This is a genomic window from Bradyrhizobium sp. MOS003, assembly GCF_003020125.1.
In the GTDB taxonomy this organism is placed as follows: domain Bacteria; phylum Pseudomonadota; class Alphaproteobacteria; order Rhizobiales; family Xanthobacteraceae; genus Bradyrhizobium.
On record NZ_PYFW01000001.1, the window covers coordinates 1,325,979 to 1,343,695 of the forward strand.

A 17,717-nucleotide genomic window follows, 5' to 3' on the forward strand; every position below is an offset into this window, starting at 1 on the left:
TCGGCCCCGGCGCCCTTGCATCGTCCTAGGTCCGTATCCAGGGAGCGATCCATGCTGAAAGCCATTGCCGTCATCGCCATCGTGCTCGCCGTTGGAATTGCGGGCGTCCTCGCCTTTGCTCTGACCAAACCCGACACCTTTCGCGTCGAGCGCAGCCTCGCGGTGAAGGCGCCGCCGGGCGCGATCTATCCGCAGGTCGCCGATTTCCACCGCTGGACCGCTTGGTCCCCCTATGAGAGCCGCGATCCCGCCATGAAGCGTACCTTCGGTGGAGCTGCGGCAGGGAAGGGCGCGACCTACGCCTGGGACGGCAACAACAATGTCGGCGCCGGCCACATGGAGATCCTCGAGGCGAATCCCGCGTCAAAGCTCCGCATCAAGCTCGACTTCGAACGTCCGTTCGAAGGCCACAACACTGCCGATTTCACCTTTGTGCCGCAGGGCGATGCCACACTGGTGACATGGGCGATGTCCGGTCCGGCCCCGTTCCTGTCCAAGGTCATGCAGGTCTTCATCAACATGGACAGCATGATCGGCAAGGATTTCGAGGCCGGCCTCGCCGGCCTGAAGAAGCTCGCCGAGAAACAATGAGCCTCACTGCAAACGAAGAGGAGAGAAACGATGCTCAACCCCTATCTGTTCTATCAAGACAGTTGTGAAGCGGCGTTCAACTTCTACGCCAAGGCGCTCGGCGGCAAGATCGAGGCGATGATGCGGTCATCGGAGGCACCCTCGGACGTGCCCGCCGCGCCCGGACGCGAGAAGACGATCATGCATGCACGGATGTCGCTGCCCGACGGCAGCGTATTGATGGCCTCCGATGCGCCGCCAGAGCATTTCCATAAGCCTCAAGGCTTTTCGATCTCGCTCACGGTCAGGGATACCGAGGAAGGCGAGCGCAAGTTCAACGCGCTCGCCGACGGCGGATCCGTCACCATGCCCTTCAGCAAGACGTTCTGGGCCAAGGGCTTTGGCATGTGCGTCGACAAGTTCGGGATTCCCTGGATGGTGAACTGCCCGGCCGAAGGAATGTGACGGGCGCGACCGCCTGCATGATGAGCCGCGATCCCTCTCTCCAGCGTTGCGAGAGAGGGGGGGCTTGAATTTATCGCGTCATACCCGGATCCATCGCGAGCGCTCAACGGATCGATCCGGTCACGCCCTCGCCTTGCTGTGGCGCCTGAACGCAGCGAGGACAGATCACGAGCTTGGTGCCGAGCTTCCTGTCGTTCTCCGCTTCGATCTCGTCATGGACCGCCCACCACGCCTCCGAGTATGGCTGCAAGGTGCCCAGCACGCGTTCCCGTTCCTGATTGGGATCAGTCGCCGCGGGCGCGAGGTTCGTCGCGCGACGCTTCGCGGCATGAGGGTGGTTCGAGCCGTTGTTGGGGTCCTGGCCGAGGCCGTCCCATGCGATCGGGCGGCGCTCCTGCGCCGGTGCGACTGCGCAGCCAAGCAGCGCCGTGCAGAAAGTGAGCAAGATGAAGCCATGTCGCATCATACCGGATCCAGATTTCGGTGCACGATCCGCAAGGCTGCGTGTGGAGAACCTGCGTCGATCAAATGGAACTCAAGGGATGGGCCGTCATGGCTGAGGGAACGAACTCACGAATCGCATCACTTTGCGGGCGCAGTGAGGCCACTTCGTGAAACCCCGCGGACTGCATTGCACAACAATTGACACAAAATTGGGCTGTGATCTGCACGTCAGAATCGCTATTCATGATTCATAAAAGCTTCAAACCGGGATGGACGTCACTTAGAGGGGGAGCGACCGATGGCGACGGCGCTACAGATCAATTTTGCTCTTTGGGGGATGCTCATCTGCGCCAGCATGAAGCTGGTGCCGGTGATTCAGACTCTTTATTGAAGCTGGCCAAACCGTGGTGAGTGGGTTCTTCACCGGCAACGCGGATAGATCGCGGCGAGATCGCGGCCTTTCAACAGCAGAAGCCGTGAGCTCAGGCCGCCGCGGCGGCTGATCCAGTCGCGCACGGGGCCGGGATAGGCGGCAAGGACCGCGACCGATGCTTCCGGCTCGGCATAGAAGCGCCCGCGCCGGTCCACCGAACGCGCCGCATGGAAGCCGAGCACGGCGCGCTTGGTGACGCAGATGCGCTCGCCCGGCACGATGCTCAGCACCAGCGTGCAGGCAGACAGGCAGGGACCGTCGATCACCACGCGCTCGCCGCTCTCACGTACCTTCTCGAACAGATCGAGGAACGGCCCGACCTGCCCGCCGGGAGACTGGATGATGCGGATTTCGGCTGATGCAGGCGCGGTGGCGAGCAGCGCGGATATAAGGATCAGGGCGTTGAGAAAAGCAGCGCGTTGCATGGAGTACTCCACAAGCTCGAATCCGTAGGTGGGCAAAGCGTAGCGTGCCCACCATTGGCGCCGCAAATGCGGAGAAGTCGTGGGCACGGCGCTTGCGCGCCTTTGCCCACCCTACAATTTCCGTGCCTAGCCGTTGCGGCGCTGGCCGCGCAGCGTCGGCAGACCGATACCTGCCGCATCGAAGCCGCCATCCACGGCCAAAATTTGTCCGGTGATGTAACTCGCGCTGCCCGAGCACAGGAAGTAGATCGCTTCCGCGAGTTCCTCCTCCAGGCCGTAACGGTTGAGCGGAATGGCGTCGTGATAGTCGGCGCGGATCTCCTTGGTGTGCACCTGCTTCGCCATCGCCGTGTCGACCGGTCCCGGCGCGACCGCGTTGACGCGGATGTTGAGGGAGGCGAGCTCGACCGCGAGCTGCTTGGTGAGATGCGCGAGCCCGGCCTTGCTGGTGCCGTAGGCCGAGCGCAGCGTCGAGGCGCGCACGGCCGAGATCGAGGTGATGTTGACGATGGCGCCGCCGTGGCCCTCGCGCATCAGGGGCACGGCCGCCTTGGTGCAGAGGAACGGGCCGGTGAGATTGACCTCGATTACGCGGCGCCAATCGGTCTCGGACGTTTGCATCAGCGGCGCGAACACCGCGATGCCGGCATTGTTGACCAGTGCATCCAGCCGGCCGAACCGGCGCTCGACGGCCTCCATTGCGTCGCTCACCGCGGCTGAATCCGAGACGTCGCAGGTCAGTGCCAGCGTCGTCTCGCTTTGGTCGATGTCGGCGACGGCGCGGCCGAGCAACTCGCCCTCGATGTCGAGCAGCGCCACGCGCCAGCCCTCGGCCAGGAACTTTTTCGCGGTCGCAAGCCCGATGCCGCGCGCGGCTCCGGTGACGAGGGCGACTTTTTGCGGAGAAGCAGGCATGGGCTGATCTTGTCCTTCTGTCGGAAACGGAAGCCGCACGGGCGGCCAGCGCCTTTTACTGCGCTTTCGTTCCGGCAAGAAGGACGGAGATCGATAAAGGCTGTTTTCCTAGGAAAGCTCCGCCGAGGCGCGCTGCATATTGGCCGACATATCCGAAGTCACGATGCTCTGCTCCTCGACCGCTGCGGCGGTCGAGGCTATGAACTCGTTGACCCCGGCAATCGCGGCCTTGATCGCGGTCAGGGAGCTGGCGACGTCGCCGGAGATGGTGTTGAGCGCATCGATCTCGGACGTGATGGTGTCGGTCGCCTGCTTGGCCTGGTTGGCGAGATTCTTCACCTCCGAGGCGACCACCGCAAAGCCCCGGCCGGCCTCGCCCGCGCGCGCCGATTCGATCGTGGCGTTCAGCGCGAGCAGGTTGATCTGGCTGGTGATGCCGGCGATCATCTCGACGATGCCGCTCATGGCCTGCGCGGCCGTGTTCAGACGCTGGGCCTGGCCGTCGGCGGCTTCGACCCGGTTGGTCGCGACCTTGGAATTCTCGCGCGACTTCGCCATGGTCTCGGAGATCTCGCGGATCGAGGCGCTCATCTGTTCGCTGCCGGCCGCGACCGCCTCGATCAGCCCGCGCGCATTGTCGGCCTTTTTGCGGCCGATCGCCTGCGCGGTGATGTCGGTGGCGTATTTCACGACCTTGTAGGGCCTGCCGTTGAGGTCGAAGATCGGGTTGTAGGACGCCTGGATCCAGATATCCCGTCCGCCCTTGGCGATGCGCTTGTACTCTGCGGCCTGATATTCGCCGCGGTTGAGCGTCTCCCAGAACTGGCGATAAGCCGGCGAATTCCGTTCGCTCGGCTCGACGAACATGGAATGGTGCTGACCCCTGATCTCCACCAGAGAATAGCCCATCGCCTTCAGGAAATTCTCGTTGGCGGTGCGGATCGTGCCGTCCATGTTGAACTCGATCACCGCCTGCGATTTCTGAATCGCGGCGAGTTGGCCGTCACTGTCGGCCGCCTTCATCTTCTGCGCAGTGACGTCGGTTGCGAACTTGACCACCTTGAACGGCTTGCCGGTCTCGTCGAGGATCGGATTGTAGGTGGCGATGATCCAGATCTCCTTGCCGCCCTTGCCGAGCCGCTTGTATTCGGCCGCCTCGAATTCGCCGCGGTTCAGCTTGGCCCAGAACGCGGCATAGCCGGCACTCGCGCGATCCTCGGGCGTCACGAACATGCTGTGATGCTTGCCCTTGATCTCGTCGAGCGAATAGCCCATCGCGGTCAAGAAGTTCTCGTTCGCGGTGATGATGGTGCCGTCCATGTTGAACTCGATCACGGCCTGCGCGCGGTTGATCGCGGCGATCTTGCCGGAATCCTCCATGGTCTTGATCTTGTACGCCGTGATGTCGGTGGCGAACTTGATGAAGCTGATCACCTTGCCGCTCTCGTCGCGCAGCGGCGCGTAGGAGGCGTGGACCCAAACTTCCTTGCCGCCCTTGCCGAAACGCTTGTATTGTGTGGTCTGGAATTCGCCGCGGTTCAGGCTGGCCCAGAAATCGCGGTAGCGAGCGCTCTCGCGCTCGGCGGGGCTGACGAAGATGCTATGATGCTTGCCCTTGATCTCGGCCAGCGTGTAGCCGCTCATGTTGAGCAGGTTCTCGTTGGCATCGAGGATGGTGCCGTCCAGACCGAATTCGATCACAGCCTGCGAGCGGTCGAGCGCCTCGACCTCCGCGACGGCGTGCTTGACCTTCTTGCTCTGGAAATTGAACACGTAAGTCCCCCCGCAATTCTTCAGCAGCGAATCGGCTGCATTTCCATACCGTTTCCCCAGAGCTGAAAAGTTGCATTCTCTTATTGAGCAACCGTAAACCACGAGTTGTCGGCCAAGCGGTTCCGTAATCCTGCGGGGTATCGACCATGTACTTCAACTAATAGCGGTTCTCGGCCCATATGCACGTCGGGGTTCACAAACGGGCGGCCGTGGTTTTACGGGGCGAGCGAAATATTTTTGGTATCGCGCGCAGCCGCGGTGTCGGCGCGGTCCCAATGTGAACCGTCTTCAACGGAATGCCTCCTTGCGGAGACGATTGATGTCCGACGACTGCGAGCGCCTGATCCGAGACCTCTTCGCCGCCTATCTCGCCAACGACCGCCAGCGGTTCTCCGAAGCGTTGGCCGACGATTTCCGCTTCACCAGCCCTTTCGACGACGACATCGACAAGGCGACCTATTTCGAACGCTGCTGGGGCGACACCGGGTGGATCGCACGGCATGACATCGAGCGCATCTTCGTCAGGGGCGAGGAGGCCTTCGTCACTTATCTCTGCCTTGCGACGGATGGCAGGAGTTTTCGCAACACGGAGTTCCTTACCTTCGCAGCCGGCAGGGTCCGGCGCATCGACGTCTATTTCGGCGCTGCCCGGCAGGATGGTCGTTTCCTGCCGCATCCGCGCTAGGGCCGGGGGCCTCCGGATTATTTCCGGGGGGCGTGTCGGTTCCGCGAGAGTTCATTCGTCTTGAAGGCGAGCAGGCCTGCGCCCCACGGCGCATCCCGGAACCACCGCAGAGGCCAGGACACCACTCCCATGCGATTCATGATGCTGATGATCCCGCTCGGCTACGAGGCCGCGCCGCCGGACGTGCAGCTCGATCCAGAGCGCGTCGCGGCGATGATGCGCTACAACGAGGCGCTGAAGGACGCGGGCGTGCTGATCACGCTCGACGGACTGCATCCACCGTCGATGGGCGCGCGGGTATCGTTCGCGACCGGCCAGCCCATCGTCACCGACGGCCCATTCACGGAAGCCAAGGAAGTGCTGGGCGGCTATTGGATGATCGAGGTTGCCTCACGCGCCGAGGCGATTGCATGGGCGAGGCAGTGCCCGGCCTCGCCGAACGAGATCATCGAGATCCGGCAGGTGCAGGAGATCGGCGATTTTCCGCCCGACGTGCAGGCCGCCGCCGCCGGGTTTGGCGACCTGAAGCAATAGCCGCAATGGTCGCGATGAGAGCGCGGCTGCATCAAGACTCAACAGCGGAGAGACCGATGAACACCCAACACAACTTCCTCGCCGTCTATCTCGGCAGCATGAGCGGCGAAAAAATGAAGGCCTGGCATGCGATGCCCGAGGCGGAACGGAAGGTGAAAGAGCGCGAGGGCATGGCCGCCTGGCACGGCTGGGTCGAGAAGCACAGGGACGTCATCGTCGAGATGGGCGGCCCGCTCGGCAAGACCCGCAGGATCGACGGGCGCGGCGTCACCGAGATCAGCAATGCGCTGACCGGCTTCACGGTGGTGCGGGCTGCCTCGCAGGAGGACGCTGCCAAACTGTTCGAGAACCATCCGCATTTTGCTATCTTCCCGGGCGAGGCAATTGAGGTCATGCCAGTGCTGCCGATTCCACAGATGTAACTGCGGACGAGGCCGATTCCGGGTGCGATGCTGCCTCGACGGCCCGACATCCCCCGTGGACGTATAGGGTTAGTCGCGCCCGATTCCCGCTAGTGACCTTCGCGTCCAGCTCATGTAAAGCTCGTTCACATGAGCTGGCGCAAGGAGCAGGGCCGCGCCGAGCGCGGCTATCATCACGGCAATCTGAAGGAAGCACTTCTGCAGGCCGCCCTCGGGCTGATCGCCGAGAAGGGCGCGGCCGGCTTTACCTTCGCCGATGCCGCGCGCATGGCCGGCGTCAGCGCGGCGGCGCCGTACCGGCATTTCCGCGACCGCGACGAGTTGTTGTCTTCGATCGCCCAACGCGGCTTCGAGCAATTCGAGGCGCGCCTGACGGCGGCCTGGGATGACGGGCGCCCCGACACGGTCACCGCGTTCGAGCGCGTCGGCAGGGCCTATCTCGCCTTCTCCCGCGAGGAGCCCGCCTTCTACGCCGCGATGTTCGAGTCCGGTCTGCCGGTCGATGCCAATCCAGCCCTGCAGGCCGCGAGCGAGCGCGCATTCAACATCATTCGCGCCGCCGCCGAGCGGCTTGCGGCGCTGGCGCCGCCCGGCATTCCGCGCCCGCCGGCGATGATGATGGCGCTGCACATCTGGTCGATGGCGCACGGCGTGGCCTCGCTGTTCTCCCGTGGCGACGCCGCGCGACGAAAGCTGCCGATGTCGCCGGACGAGCTGTTGGAGGCCGAGGTGCTGATCTATCTGCGCGGTCTCGGCTTCCCGACCGACCGTCGTCCTCCGGCCAAGGGGGCCGAGCCGCCGCCGGTGCCGCCGGAGGCGTCCTCCGGTTCAGGCGTTCCGCCTGGCGGGCCTTGGGGCAAACCGAAATAAAATTACGCGAGTAATCACGCGGGCGTGTCAGGCGGCCGGCTTGACAAAATCGCGGGATGGTCTAGCTATGTAAATGTTATTTACATTCACAACGGCTGATGCCGTCATGGAGAAGGAAATGGCCTACACCGCTGATGTCAATCGCTGGCGCGGCCCTTCGGACCAACACCAACAGTACGAGCGTCCCCGCATGCTCGATACGCCTTGGCATCCGGGCTGGATCGCCGTGACCATCCTCGGCTTCATCATCTGGTGGCCGATCGGACTCGCCCTTCTCTTTTTCACACTCGGGAGCAGAAGAATGTCGTGCTGGAGCAATCAGGACCGCTGGCAGAACAAGATGGAGCGGATGCAGTACAAGATGGACCGCATGCGCGGCCGCATGGAGCGCCGCGGCTTCGGCTTTGGCTTCGGTCCGCCGTCTTCCGGCAACCGCGCCTTCGACGAATACCGCTCTGAAACGCTGCAGCGGCTCGAGGAGGAGCAGGTCGAGTTCAAGAACTTCCTCGATCGTCTGCGCCACGCCAAGGACAAGGAAGAGTTCGACCAGTTCATGGCGCAGCACAAGACGCGTCCGACCCCGCCACCGACCGATCAGCAGCAGGGCTGACCTTCGAGCCTGATGCCTCTCAAAGCCTTCAGGCGCATGCCCCCAAAGTCCTGATGGCCCCGAGCCGCCCGTCTGCGCAACCCGCAGGCGGGCGGTTTGGTTTTGGGGGCACCGCGAACTCGCCAAGCGCCGTAGAACCCGATCCGCGCGAGCCCCGACTAAGCCCCAGCAGCGCGCTTTCGCGCGCCGACGGGTACGACCATGGCCACCGCTGGATGCAACGAGACCACGCAACGCATCGCGCTGCTCGAGCGCGTCTCGGACCTGTTCGACCGGTTCGGAGGCCTGGTGCCGCTGGCGATCGCGTTCCTCAACGGATGGCCGACCGAGATCAAGTTCTATCCTGACTTCGTGGTCGGCAACGCGTGGAAAGTCTTTCTCAGCTGCATCCTCTATCAGCTCGCCGCGTTCGCGCTCAGGCGCGCGGTCACGTTTGCGTCAGGGAGCCTCGACCTGTGATCCTGCTCCGTGATTTCGCGCTTTATGCTTTGCCTGGCCTGGTCGCTGCGGGCGGCTGGCTCTATGCGCTCAGCCTGCGCAAGCAGGCGCGTCGCCGATGAAGGCCGAGCGCATCCCATCGCATGGCCGCGAGGTTCAGCGCGCTGTCACGAGCTGTGCACGAACCGAAGCCAGGAATTGTTCGTAGGCGTGATCCACGATCTCGTTGAGTGATCGCGTCCGTGCGAACATCGCCTTGGCCTCGGCGAGAAACTCCTCGCGGGTCGGGATTCTCGGCAGATGCAGATGTGTCAGCGCGTCAACGCCGTCATGCGCGCGATTGAGAATGTCGTGCAGCGTCGGCAGCTGCAGCTGGGTCGGGTCGGCCCGGTGCAGCGCCGAAGAGATCGCATGTGCAAGCTTCGGCGCGTCGAACCGCCCGGCAAGCTCGCGGGCTGCCCGATTGATCACGCGGGCGCCGAGCGGCTGCTCGTTGCGCAGCACCTGTTCAGGCGGCGCCTTCATGTTCCAGACGACGCCGAACCAGGACAACACCTTCAGCACGTAATAGGTGACGTCGATCTCCCACCAGTAAAAGCCCTGTCGCACGCTGCTCTGATAGGCGTGGTGATTGTTGTGCCAGCCCTCGCCCATCGTGACCAGCGCCAGCAGCCAGTTGTTGCGGGAGTCGTCGCCCGTCACGTAACGCTTGCGTCCGTGCACATGGGCCAGCGAATTGATGCAGAAGGTCGCGTGATAGACCAGCACCGTGCTCCACAGGAAGCCGACGATCAGGCCCGACCACCCCGCAACCAGGAAGCAGAGCGCCGCGAGCACGAAGGCAGGCAGCAGTTCCAGCCGATGCAGCCACATCAGCTCGGGATAGGCCGTGAGATCGCCGACTTTCACGAGGTCGGTCGCGTCGTGCTCCCGGTAGAAGATCCAGCCGAGATGGCTGTACAGGAAACCGCGCTGACGCGGCGAATGCACGTCCAGTTCGGTGTCGGAATGCAGATGATGATGCCGATGCTTGGCCGCCCACCACAACACGCTCTTCTGCGCGGTGCTTTGCGCAAGGCAGGCCAGGATGAATTGAAACACGCGGCCGGTGGCGAAAGCCCGATGCGAGAAGTAGCGGTGGTAGCCCGCCCCGATCGCAAACATGCGCACGACGTAAAGAGAACCGCAGATCGCAACGGCCTGCCACGTGACGCCCGACCAGATCGCCGCAAAGCAGCCGAGATGGACCAGCACGAACGGTATGGCGGAGGGATACATGACGTCGTCGTGGTGGTCGTCGGCGGGCGCGTTGGGCGACATATTCTGGCGTGACCTCAGTAACGGGGAACCGGGATTCGCGTCGGCAGCGCGGAAGATCGCCGGGTACGAAAAACCCGCGGATGGCGGACCACCGCGCGGGCTTGAGCGAACTGCTTTGCATCGACATCCCGGCGAAAGCAGCGTCGGCCGAAAACTCTACTAATTATATGGCCGCGGATGGCAGGCATGCAAGCTCGTAGCCTCACGGGGAGCTGCGGCATGGTGTTCGGGTAGTCGCAGTGCCGCTGCGCCGCGTGGCGCGCGGGTTGCCAACGGCCTATATTCGATACGCGAAGGAAGCACCCAAGCACCGGAGGCGGCCTGATGGCAGCTGCGACCGCAACGGACGATCGCCTCTGGCGGAACATACGCGAGGAGGCGCAGCGCGCGTGCGCATTCGATCCCGTCTTCGGCAAGTCGCTCGTCGATGCGGTGTTGGCGCATGATAGTTTCGCCGCGGCTCTGGCCGATCTGATCGGGCGCAGGCTTGGCGGCAACGCCGCTAGCGGAGCGCGTTTCACGTCCTTTTCTCTCGACGCCTTTCGTGGCGCGCCGGAATTGATCGAAGCTGCTTCCTGCGACTTGCAGGCGATTGAGCGCAGCGATCCCGCTGTCGCCGGTCTGTTGGCGTCGCTGCTGCATTTCAAGGGCTATGTCGTGCTGCAAGCCTGGCGCGTCTCGAACTGGCTCTGGCGTCATGACCGTCGCGATGCGGCGCTGCTGTTCCAGAACGAGGCGTCGAACCTATTGCAGGTCAGCATTCACCCGGCGGCCAGCATCGGCTCGTCCGTGTATCTCGACCACGCCACAGGGATCGTGATCGGCGCCGATGTGGTGATCGGCGACGAGGTCACCATCCTCCAGAATGTCAGCATCGGCCGCGGCAGCGAGTTGCCGACGCACTCGCCGCGTATCGGCCGGGGCGTCTATATCGGCGCCGGCGCGACCATCTTGGGCGACATCAGAATCGGCGATTTCGCCAAAATCGGAGCCGGCACGGTCGTGACATCAGACGTGCCAAGCGGCTGCACGGCAGTCGGCGATCCTGCGCGGCTGACCAATTGCCCCGAGGCCTCGGCGGCGTGACGCGCCATCGCGGCATGGGATGCGGCGGGCCCCGGCTCGATCACGGTGGAGACATCGTCTGCGGGATGTCCGGTCACCTGGCCCTGGCGAGGGGTTCTCGCCCCAACCTCCTGCGCTGCCTACCATTCCGGCAGCCAATTTCGCCTGTGGTAACCCCGCATTAACCAACGCCGGGCTCTGGTTAGGGCGGACAGTCGCGCCCACAGCCGAAGTCGGGGCCATGGTCAAGGTCTCGGGGTCGAGGCCCATAGTTTTGACATCTTGGCAGGGAATGCAGACGGCCGGCTTTGGACGAGCCCCTGCACCCAGAAAGACAAGGCTTTGAGCGGGCTTGCCGGCCGCGCCGGTTCTAGCGCGGCCATTGGGGAACCGGCAGCCATTTGCTGGCCGGTACATCGGATGACGATCGCCTTGAGAGGATACTGCTTATGAATCCGGCCGACGTGGCTCAGTCAGCCCTTCCGGTTGCCGCTTCCGCGGACGTGTCGCTGATCGCGCTGTTCTGGCAGGCTCACTGGATCGTGAAAGCGGTGATGCTGGGGCTTCTCGCCTGCTCGGTCTGGGTCTGGGCGATCGCCATCGACAAGATATTCCTGTTTGCCCGCACCCGCCGCTCGATGGATCGTTTCGAGCAGGCATTCTGGTCCGGCGAATCGATCGAGGAGCTCTATCGCACCCTCTCGGCCAAGCCGACACATTCGATGGCAGCCTGTTTCGTGGCGGCGATGCGCGAGTGGAAGCGCTCTTTCGAGAACCAGGCCCGCTCGGTCGCCGGCCTGCAGATGCGCATCGACAAGGTCATGAACGTTTCGATCGCCCGTGAGGTCGAGCGGCTGGAACGCCGCCTGCTCGTGCTCGCGACCGTGGGCTCCGCCGGCCCCTTCGTCGGCCTGTTCGGCACGGTCTGGGGCATCATGTCGAGCTTCCAGTCGATCGCGGCGTCGAAAAATACCTCTTTGGCGGTGGTGGCGCCGGGTATCGCGGAAGCGCTGTTTGCGACCGCGGTCGGCCTTATCGCCGCCATTCCTGCCACTATCTTCTACAATAAGTTCACTTCCGAGGTGAACCGGCAGGCTCAGCGGCTGGAAGGCTTCGCCGATGAATTTTCCGCCATCCTGTCACGTCAGATCGATGAGCGGGGCTGACGGGCGCATGTATAGTGTGAAGGGTCATTTGGGCACCAAGCCATGGGCATGAACGTTGCGAGTTCGTCCGGAGGCGGCGGGCGCCGCGGCCGGCGCAAGCCCGTCGTGGCCGAGATCAACGTCACGCCGATGGTCGACGTGATGCTGGTGCTGCTCATCATCTTCATGGTGTCGGCGCCGATGCTGACGGTCGGCGTGCCGCTCGACCTGCCGCAGACCCAGGCCAAGAGCCTCGAAAACAACGACCAGAAGCCGATCCAGATGTCGGTCGACATCAAGGGCAAGGTGTTCATCAACGACACCGAGATAGCGATCAACGAGCTGATACCCAAGCTGAAGGCGATCACCGACGCCCGCGGCGGCCTCGAGGAACGCATTTATCTGCGCGCCGACAAGAAGGCGGATTACGGCACGGTGGCCAAGGTGATGGGCCAATTGTCCGGCGCCGGGTTCAAGAAGCTCGCCCTCGTCACGGAAGCGGATCAGGGGTCCTAGGCCTGTGAAGGTGAACGTCGACAAGACACTCGTTGCGTCGATTGCCCTCCACGTGCTCGTGCTGGGATGGGGGCTCGTCACCTTCAGCAGCAAGGCCTACATGGCGCCGGAAGAGTCGCTCCCGATCGACATCATCTCCACGGATCAACTCGCGAAGATGATGGCCGGGCAGAAGACCGGCAAGAAGGAAGAACCCAAGCCCAAGGTCGAGAAGATCGCGGAGCCCAAGCCGGAGGAAGACGCCGTCGGCAAGGTCACCGAGAAGAAAGAGCTGATCAAGACCAATTCGCAGCCGGAGCCGCCGCCGAAGCCGGTCGAGAAGCCGGTGGAGAAGAAGCCCGAGCCGCCGAAGCCCGTGGCCGAGGCGAAGCCGAAGGAAGAGCCGAAGCCGCCGGAAAAGAAGCCTGATCCGGCCAAGGAAGATCCGATCGCCGAACTCCAGAAGAAGCTGGAGACCAAGAAGCCGCCGCCCAAGCCCGTCGAGCAGAAGGTTGCGGCGGTGCAGCCGCAGCAGCAGCCCAAGCCCAAGGAGCGCAGCTTCGATCCTGCGCAGATCCAGCGCGACCTCGACAAGCGCGCCGCGACCCGGCACGAGCAGACCGGCTCGGCGCTGAACGCCTCGGCCTCGCTCGGAGCGGCGACCGGGACTGCTGCCAACAACATTGCGACCTGGCGCGGTGCGTTTCAAGGCGCGGTCAAGCGCTGCTTCACGCCGACCTATAACGGGCAGGATGCCGATCAGTACGAGGCCGACATCGACATTCCCATGAAGATCGACGGATCGCTGGCGTCCGAACCCGTCGTGGTCGCGGTGAGGGGACCGTCGCGCTCGATTGCTCAGGCGATCGCTGAGAGTGCCAAGCGCGCCATCGTACAGTGCCAGGTCTACTCGTTCATGCCGAAGCAGCAGTACGAGAGCTGGAAGCTCATTCCGATGACTTTCGGCCTGAAAGATATGTTGTGACATCCGAACAAAAGAATTTTGCAATGAATGACGTCCGATCGATGAACCGCCGCCGCTTCATGACCCTGACCGGATCGACGCTCGCGATGCTCGGGGGCGGAAAGGCCTTGGCGCAGGCCCAGCCGCGAATTCGTATCGACCCGACCGAGTTTCAGCCGATCCCGATCGCGATCACCGGCTTCGTGCCGGGCTCGCCGTCCGACGGCGACGTCGGCAACGGTGTGACCCAGGTCATCACCAACAATCTGAAACGCTCGGGCCTGTTCGCACCGATCGACCAGGCCGCCTTCATCGAACGCATCAGCAACATCGACGTCGCGCCGCAATTCCAGAACTGGAAGACCATCAACGCGCAAGCTCTGGTGACCGGCCGGATGACGCGGCAGTCAGACGGACGGCTCAAGGCCGAATTCCGCCTGTGGGACGTGGTCTCTGGCCAGCAGCTTGCGGGACAGCAATATTTCACCTCGCCGGAATATTGGCGGCGCATCGCCCACATCATCTCCGACCAGATCTATGAGCGGATGACCGGCGAGAAGGGCTATTTCGACAGCCGCGTGGTGTTCGTGGACGAGAGCGGTCCGAAGGAGCGCCGCGTCAAGCGGCTCGCGATGATGGACCAGGACGGCGCCAATGTGCGCTATCTGACCCGCGGCGCCGACCTCGTGCTGACGCCCCGCTTCTCGCCGAACTCGCAAGAGATCACCTATATGGAATTCGGCCAGGGCGATCCAAAAGTCTATCTGTTCAACATCGAGACCGGCCAGCGCGAGATCGTCGGCAACTTCCCGGGCATGACCTTTGCGCCGCGCTTCTCGCCGGACGGCCAGCGCGTCATCATGAGCCTGCAGCAGGGCGGCAATTCCAATCTATTCGTGATGGATCTGCGCTCGCGCTCGACCACGCGCCTCACCGACACGCCGGCGATCGACACGTCTCCGTCCTACTCGCCGGACGGCGGGCGCATCTGCTTCGAGTCCGATCGTGGCGGCCGGTCGCAGATCTATGTGATGGCGGCGGGCGGCGGACAGGCGCAGCGGATCTCCTTCTCCAAGGACGATACCAACGCCAGCTATTCGACCCCGGTGTGGTCGCCGAAGGGCGATTACATCGCGTTCACGAGACAGGGCGGCGGGCAGTTCTCGATCGGCGTGATGAAGCCGGACGGCTCCGGCGAGCGGCTGCTCACCTCCGGCTTCCACAACGAAGGCCCGACCTTCTCGCCGAACGGCCGCGTGCTGATGTTCTTCCGCGATCCCGGCGGCAATGGCGGGCCGTCGCTATACAGCGTCGACATCTCCGGCCGCAATGAGCTCAAGGTGCCGACGCCGGGCTTCGCTTCCGACCCGGCATGGTCGCCGCTGCTATCCTCGACGGCGGGATGACGAGAGAGCACTAAGACATCGCGCGTTCGGGTGCGCGATGTCGTCGAAAAACGTGCCGATTTTTTCGACCTCTCCACGCAAAGCAATCTTTCCTTTACCTTGGGCTCGGCAAGGCTTGCCTAGTTGCTTGATATTTAAGCGGAAATCGGTTCGCTGATACCGAAAAACAACTCGACTTTAACGATGTTCCCTCAGAAAGGCTTCATCTGGGCTGGGTAAAAGTACGCGCCAAACAGGATGCGTAACAAGCCAATGCAACTGGCCGACCAGAAGCAGAGTGATCGAGACGAGCTGGAGCCGATTCTCTACGCCGCTCTCATCAACTCCATGGTGCAGAATTTCTGGGCGATCTTCCTCGGCTCGGCCTCCGCAGCCGTGGCCGCGGTGATGACTGCGTTGAAGACGGGCGACGTCTGGCTGTGGCCGCTTGCGTTCCTGCTGATTGCGATCGGCACCGCGCGTGCGTTCCAGATGCGCGGATACGAAAACCGCACCCAAGTGCTGTCATTCGAAGAGGCCAAGCACCTCGCGCCGCGTTACTGGATCGGCGCGCTGAGCTATGCGGCGGTGCTCGGTGTGTGGGCCTTCGTCGTCATCTACAACAACAACGATCCGGTCGCCGACATGCTCTGTGTCGCCATCGGCATCGGCTACACCGCGGGCGGCGCCGCCCGCAATTACGGGCAGCCGCGGGTGATCCAGTGGCACGTCGCGCTGGCCTGCGGTCCGATGTCGCTCGCCCTGCTGCTGCACGGCGGCTTCTACCATATCGGTCTCGCCATCCTGCTGGTGTTCTTCTTCATCGGGCTCAAGAACATCAACCTCAGCCTGCACGCGATCTTCGTCAAGGCGTTGACCTCCAGCTTCCGCGAATCCGCGCTGGCGAGCCAGTTCGACACCGCGCTCAACAACATGCCGCACGGCCTGTGCATGTTCCGCGCCGATGGCCGCCTGGCGGTGATGAACCACCGTTTCGGCGAGCTGATGGCGCTGCCCGAGGACCTGGTCAAGCGCGGCGCCACCGCCGCCGACATCGTGTCGGCCTGCGTTTCCGCCGGATCGATCTCGGCGGAGAGCGGCGACCAGATCCTGGCCGAGATCGAGCATGCGCGGGTCTGCGAGATCGTCACCGCCGATCCGGATTCCTCGCGCGGCCGCACGCTGGCCTGGACGTTCCAGCCGATGACCGGCGGCGGCACGGTGCTGCTGCTGGAAGACATCACCGAACGCACCGTTGCGGAAGCCCGCATCACCCACCTGGCCCGTTATGACGAGCTCACGGCACTGCCCAACCGGGTCAGCTTCCACGACGAGATCGAGCGCCTGCTGAAGAATTCGCACCATGCCGAGCGGCTCTCCGCGCTGCTGTTCGTCGACCTCGACCAGTTCAAGCAGGTCAACGACACGCTCGGTCATCCCTGCGGCGACCAGCTGCTGTGCGCGGTCGCCAACCGTCTGCGCGAGATGCTGCGCCCCGAAGATTTCGTCGCCCGCTTCGGCGGCGACGAGTTCGTCGTGTTCCAGCAGAACATCTCTTCGGCGGAGGATGCCGCCGCGCTTGCCCGCCGCATCGTCGAGCGGCTGAGCGAGCGCTACCGCATCGACAATCATCTGGTCGAGATCGGCGCCAGCGTCGGCATCGCGCTGACCTCGGCGGACGGAGCCGTCGGCGCCGACACCCTGCTCAAGAACGCCGACATGGCGCTGTACCGCGCCAAGGCCGACGGCCGCGGCACCTTCTGCTTCTTCCGTGACGAGATGGCGGCGACCGTCGAGGCGCGCCGCATCCTCGAGCTCGATCTGCGCAAGGCGCTCGCCAACGAGGAGTTCGAGCTGTTCTATCAGCCGCTGGTCAATCTGAAGTCCGGCAAGATCACCACCTGCGAGGCGCTGCTGCGCTGGAATCATCCGGTGCGCGGCACGGTCTCCCCCGTCGACATCATTCCGGTGGCCGAGGACATGGGCCTGATCGTGGATCTCGGCCGCTGGATCCTGCGCCGCGCCTGCATGGAATGCATGAAGTGGCCGGAGACCGTCAGCGTCGCCGTCAACTTCTCGCCGCAGCAATTCCATCAGCGCGACGTGCTGAGCGAAATCCGCTACGCGCTCGAAGTGTCGGGCCTGCCGGCGCACCGGCTGGAGATCGAGATCACCGAGTCCTCGCTGCTGCGCAACACCCAGCTCACCCACGACATCCTGTCGCAATTGCACGCGCTCGGCGTGCGCATCTCGCTCGACGATTTCGGCACCGGCTATTCCAGCCTCAGCTATCTGCACAATTTCCCGATGCAGAAGGTGAAGATCGACCGCTCCTTCCTCGAAGGCATCGACACCGACCGGCCGCTGACGCTGCTGCGCGGCGTGGCGCGGCTGTCGGCCGATCTCGGCATGGCCGTGGTGGTCGAGGGCATCGAGACCAACGAGCAGCTCGATCTGATCAGCGCCGACGGCACCGTCTCCGAGGCGCAGGGCTATCTGTTCAGCCGGCCGGTGCCCGCCGTGCGGATGCGCCAGTTGCTCAACGCCTCGCATGGACGGCGCGGCGAAGGTCAGCTCCACATCGCCAGCTCGCGCTCCTTCGCTTAGGCCCGTTTCTCGAAACCTCCCGTCATTTCAGGGTGTTGCAGCTCACCGTAGTGCTACGGGGGTTAACCCTAACTCTTCGATTGCTTTGCATACTGGTTAAGAGGGTGTTAATAATTGCCACGCGCGCGCAAGTTGTCTTGCCGCAATTGGCT

At 63.6% G+C, this 17,717-nt stretch carries 19 protein-coding genes; 14 read left to right on the forward strand and 5 right to left on the reverse strand.

The features are described from left to right. Positions 1 to 51 precede the first annotated feature (51 nt). Together C7G42_RS06340 and C7G42_RS06345 are read left to right on the forward strand one after the other, a co-directional pair. Entirely contained in the window at positions 52 to 591 is a 540-nt protein-coding gene (locus C7G42_RS06340; RefSeq protein WP_106948143.1) for an SRPBCC family protein, read from the forward strand. A gap of 30 nt (positions 592 to 621) precedes the next feature. Further along, positions 622 to 1,035 (forward strand): VOC family protein, encoded by a 414-nt coding sequence (locus tag C7G42_RS06345; RefSeq protein WP_106948144.1) that lies wholly within the window; start codon positions 622 to 624, stop codon positions 1,033 to 1,035. Positions 1,036 to 1,138: 103 nt separating this feature from the next. On the opposite strand, the gene C7G42_RS06350 is transcribed toward C7G42_RS06345, so the two are convergent. The 4 genes from C7G42_RS06350 to C7G42_RS06365 form a co-directional block, all read right to left on the reverse strand. Further along, on the reverse strand, positions 1,139 to 1,501 hold the full coding sequence (locus C7G42_RS06350) for a hypothetical protein (protein WP_106948145.1): 363 nt from the start codon (positions 1,499 to 1,501) through the stop codon (positions 1,139 to 1,141). 398 nt (positions 1,502 to 1,899) lie between these two features. Continuing rightward, positions 1,900 to 2,337 carry a hypothetical protein gene (locus C7G42_RS06355; RefSeq protein WP_106948146.1) on the reverse strand — a complete coding sequence of 146 codons (438 nt, stop codon included), beginning with the start codon at positions 2,335 to 2,337 and terminating at the stop codon, positions 1,900 to 1,902. Positions 2,338 to 2,463: 126 nt separating this feature from the next. Next, on the reverse strand, positions 2,464 to 3,252 hold the full coding sequence (locus C7G42_RS06360) for an SDR family NAD(P)-dependent oxidoreductase (protein WP_106948147.1): 789 nt from the start codon (positions 3,250 to 3,252) through the stop codon (positions 2,464 to 2,466). Between the two features lie 108 nt (positions 3,253 to 3,360). Further along, entirely contained in the window at positions 3,361 to 5,025 is a 1,665-nt protein-coding gene (locus C7G42_RS06365; RefSeq protein WP_106948148.1) for a methyl-accepting chemotaxis protein, read from the reverse strand. A gap of 319 nt (positions 5,026 to 5,344) precedes the next feature. On the opposite strand from C7G42_RS06365, the gene C7G42_RS06370 reads away from it, so the two are divergent. The 6 genes from C7G42_RS06370 to C7G42_RS06395 all read left to right on the forward strand — a co-directional run bounded on the left by C7G42_RS06370 (position 5,345) and on the right by C7G42_RS06395 (position 8,605). Next, complete coding sequence (locus tag C7G42_RS06370; protein WP_106948149.1) at positions 5,345 to 5,710, forward strand: nuclear transport factor 2 family protein; 366 nt, start codon at positions 5,345 to 5,347, stop codon at positions 5,708 to 5,710. A 129-nt stretch (positions 5,711 to 5,839) separates the two neighbouring features. Next, positions 5,840 to 6,244: a YciI family protein gene (locus tag C7G42_RS06375; protein ID WP_106948150.1), complete on the forward strand. Its 405-nt coding sequence runs from the start codon at positions 5,840 to 5,842 to the stop codon at positions 6,242 to 6,244. 56 nt (positions 6,245 to 6,300) lie between these two features. Further along, a complete protein-coding gene (locus C7G42_RS06380; RefSeq protein ID WP_106948151.1) occupies positions 6,301 to 6,666 on the forward strand; it encodes a YciI family protein in 366 nt (121 codons plus the stop codon). A 129-nt stretch (positions 6,667 to 6,795) separates the two neighbouring features. Beyond that, positions 6,796 to 7,536, forward strand: coding sequence for a TetR/AcrR family transcriptional regulator (locus C7G42_RS06385; RefSeq protein ID WP_094976855.1), 741 nt, complete (start codon positions 6,796 to 6,798; stop codon positions 7,534 to 7,536). Between the two features lie 118 nt (positions 7,537 to 7,654). Then, a complete protein-coding gene (locus tag C7G42_RS06390; RefSeq protein ID WP_162308739.1) occupies positions 7,655 to 8,146 on the forward strand; it encodes a DUF2852 domain-containing protein in 492 nt (163 codons plus the stop codon). Between the two features lie 201 nt (positions 8,147 to 8,347). After that, on the forward strand, positions 8,348 to 8,605 hold the full coding sequence (locus tag C7G42_RS06395) for a hypothetical protein (protein WP_106948152.1): 258 nt from the start codon (positions 8,348 to 8,350) through the stop codon (positions 8,603 to 8,605). A gap of 135 nt (positions 8,606 to 8,740) precedes the next feature. On the opposite strand, the gene C7G42_RS06400 is transcribed toward C7G42_RS06395, so the two are convergent. Further along, a complete protein-coding gene (locus C7G42_RS06400) occupies positions 8,741 to 9,904 on the reverse strand; it encodes an acyl-CoA desaturase (RefSeq protein WP_106948153.1) in 1,164 nt (387 codons plus the stop codon). Between the two features lie 324 nt (positions 9,905 to 10,228). Here C7G42_RS06400 and C7G42_RS06405 point away from each other — a divergent pair, with 324 nt between their 5' ends. The 6 genes from C7G42_RS06405 to C7G42_RS06430 all read left to right on the forward strand — a co-directional run bounded on the left by C7G42_RS06405 (position 10,229) and on the right by C7G42_RS06430 (position 17,565). Next, a complete protein-coding gene (locus tag C7G42_RS06405) occupies positions 10,229 to 10,990 on the forward strand; it encodes a serine acetyltransferase domain-containing protein (protein ID WP_106948154.1) in 762 nt (253 codons plus the stop codon). 428 nt (positions 10,991 to 11,418) lie between these two features. Continuing rightward, on the forward strand, positions 11,419 to 12,135 hold the full coding sequence (gene tolQ / locus C7G42_RS06410) for a protein TolQ (RefSeq protein WP_106948155.1): 717 nt from the start codon (positions 11,419 to 11,421) through the stop codon (positions 12,133 to 12,135). A 42-nt stretch (positions 12,136 to 12,177) separates the two neighbouring features. Then, a complete protein-coding gene (gene tolR, locus C7G42_RS06415) occupies positions 12,178 to 12,630 on the forward strand; it encodes a protein TolR (RefSeq protein ID WP_063201086.1) in 453 nt (150 codons plus the stop codon). A 4-nt stretch (positions 12,631 to 12,634) separates the two neighbouring features. Then, the gene (gene tolA, locus C7G42_RS06420; protein ID WP_106948876.1) at positions 12,635 to 13,594 is read left to right on the forward strand and encodes a cell envelope integrity protein TolA; all 960 of its coding nucleotides are present in this window, start codon (positions 12,635 to 12,637) and stop codon (positions 13,592 to 13,594) included. A 41-nt stretch (positions 13,595 to 13,635) separates the two neighbouring features. Continuing rightward, a complete protein-coding gene (gene tolB, locus C7G42_RS06425) occupies positions 13,636 to 14,979 on the forward strand; it encodes a Tol-Pal system beta propeller repeat protein TolB (RefSeq protein WP_199580796.1) in 1,344 nt (447 codons plus the stop codon). 252 nt (positions 14,980 to 15,231) lie between these two features. Then, complete coding sequence (locus C7G42_RS06430; protein ID WP_106948157.1) at positions 15,232 to 17,565, forward strand: putative bifunctional diguanylate cyclase/phosphodiesterase; 2,334 nt, start codon at positions 15,232 to 15,234, stop codon at positions 17,563 to 17,565. Positions 17,566 to 17,717 lie beyond the last annotated feature (152 nt).

Bases quoted from the DNA above. Each gene is read 5' to 3' on its own strand.
- C7G42_RS06340 (WP_106948143.1), top strand. From the start codon at position 52: ATGCTGAAAGCCATTGCCGTCATCGCCATCGTGCTCGCCGTTGGAATT.
- C7G42_RS06345 (WP_106948144.1), top strand. From the start codon at position 622: ATGCTCAACCCCTATCTGTTCTATCAAGACAGTTGTGAAGCGGCGTTC.
- C7G42_RS06350 (WP_106948145.1), bottom strand. From the start codon at position 1,501: ATGATGCGACATGGCTTCATCTTGCTCACTTTCTGCACGGCGCTGCTT.
- C7G42_RS06355 (WP_106948146.1), bottom strand. From the start codon at position 2,337: ATGCAACGCGCTGCTTTTCTCAACGCCCTGATCCTTATATCCGCGCTG.
- C7G42_RS06360 (WP_106948147.1), bottom strand. From the start codon at position 3,252: ATGCCTGCTTCTCCGCAAAAAGTCGCCCTCGTCACCGGAGCCGCGCGC.
- C7G42_RS06370 (WP_106948149.1), top strand. From the start codon at position 5,345: ATGTCCGACGACTGCGAGCGCCTGATCCGAGACCTCTTCGCCGCCTAT.
- C7G42_RS06375 (WP_106948150.1), top strand. From the start codon at position 5,840: ATGCGATTCATGATGCTGATGATCCCGCTCGGCTACGAGGCCGCGCCG.
- C7G42_RS06380 (WP_106948151.1), top strand. From the start codon at position 6,301: ATGAACACCCAACACAACTTCCTCGCCGTCTATCTCGGCAGCATGAGC.
- C7G42_RS06385 (WP_094976855.1), top strand. From the start codon at position 6,796: ATGAGCTGGCGCAAGGAGCAGGGCCGCGCCGAGCGCGGCTATCATCAC.
- C7G42_RS06390 (WP_162308739.1), top strand. From the start codon at position 7,655: ATGGCCTACACCGCTGATGTCAATCGCTGGCGCGGCCCTTCGGACCAA.
- C7G42_RS06395 (WP_106948152.1), top strand. From the start codon at position 8,348: ATGGCCACCGCTGGATGCAACGAGACCACGCAACGCATCGCGCTGCTC.
- C7G42_RS06400 (WP_106948153.1), bottom strand. From the start codon at position 9,904: ATGTCGCCCAACGCGCCCGCCGACGACCACCACGACGACGTCATGTAT.
- C7G42_RS06405 (WP_106948154.1), top strand. From the start codon at position 10,229: ATGGCAGCTGCGACCGCAACGGACGATCGCCTCTGGCGGAACATACGC.
- tolQ (WP_106948155.1), top strand. From the start codon at position 11,419: ATGAATCCGGCCGACGTGGCTCAGTCAGCCCTTCCGGTTGCCGCTTCC.
- tolR (WP_063201086.1), top strand. From the start codon at position 12,178: ATGGGCATGAACGTTGCGAGTTCGTCCGGAGGCGGCGGGCGCCGCGGC.
- tolB (WP_199580796.1), top strand. From the start codon at position 13,636: ATGAACCGCCGCCGCTTCATGACCCTGACCGGATCGACGCTCGCGATG.
- C7G42_RS06430 (WP_106948157.1), top strand. From the start codon at position 15,232: ATGCAACTGGCCGACCAGAAGCAGAGTGATCGAGACGAGCTGGAGCCG.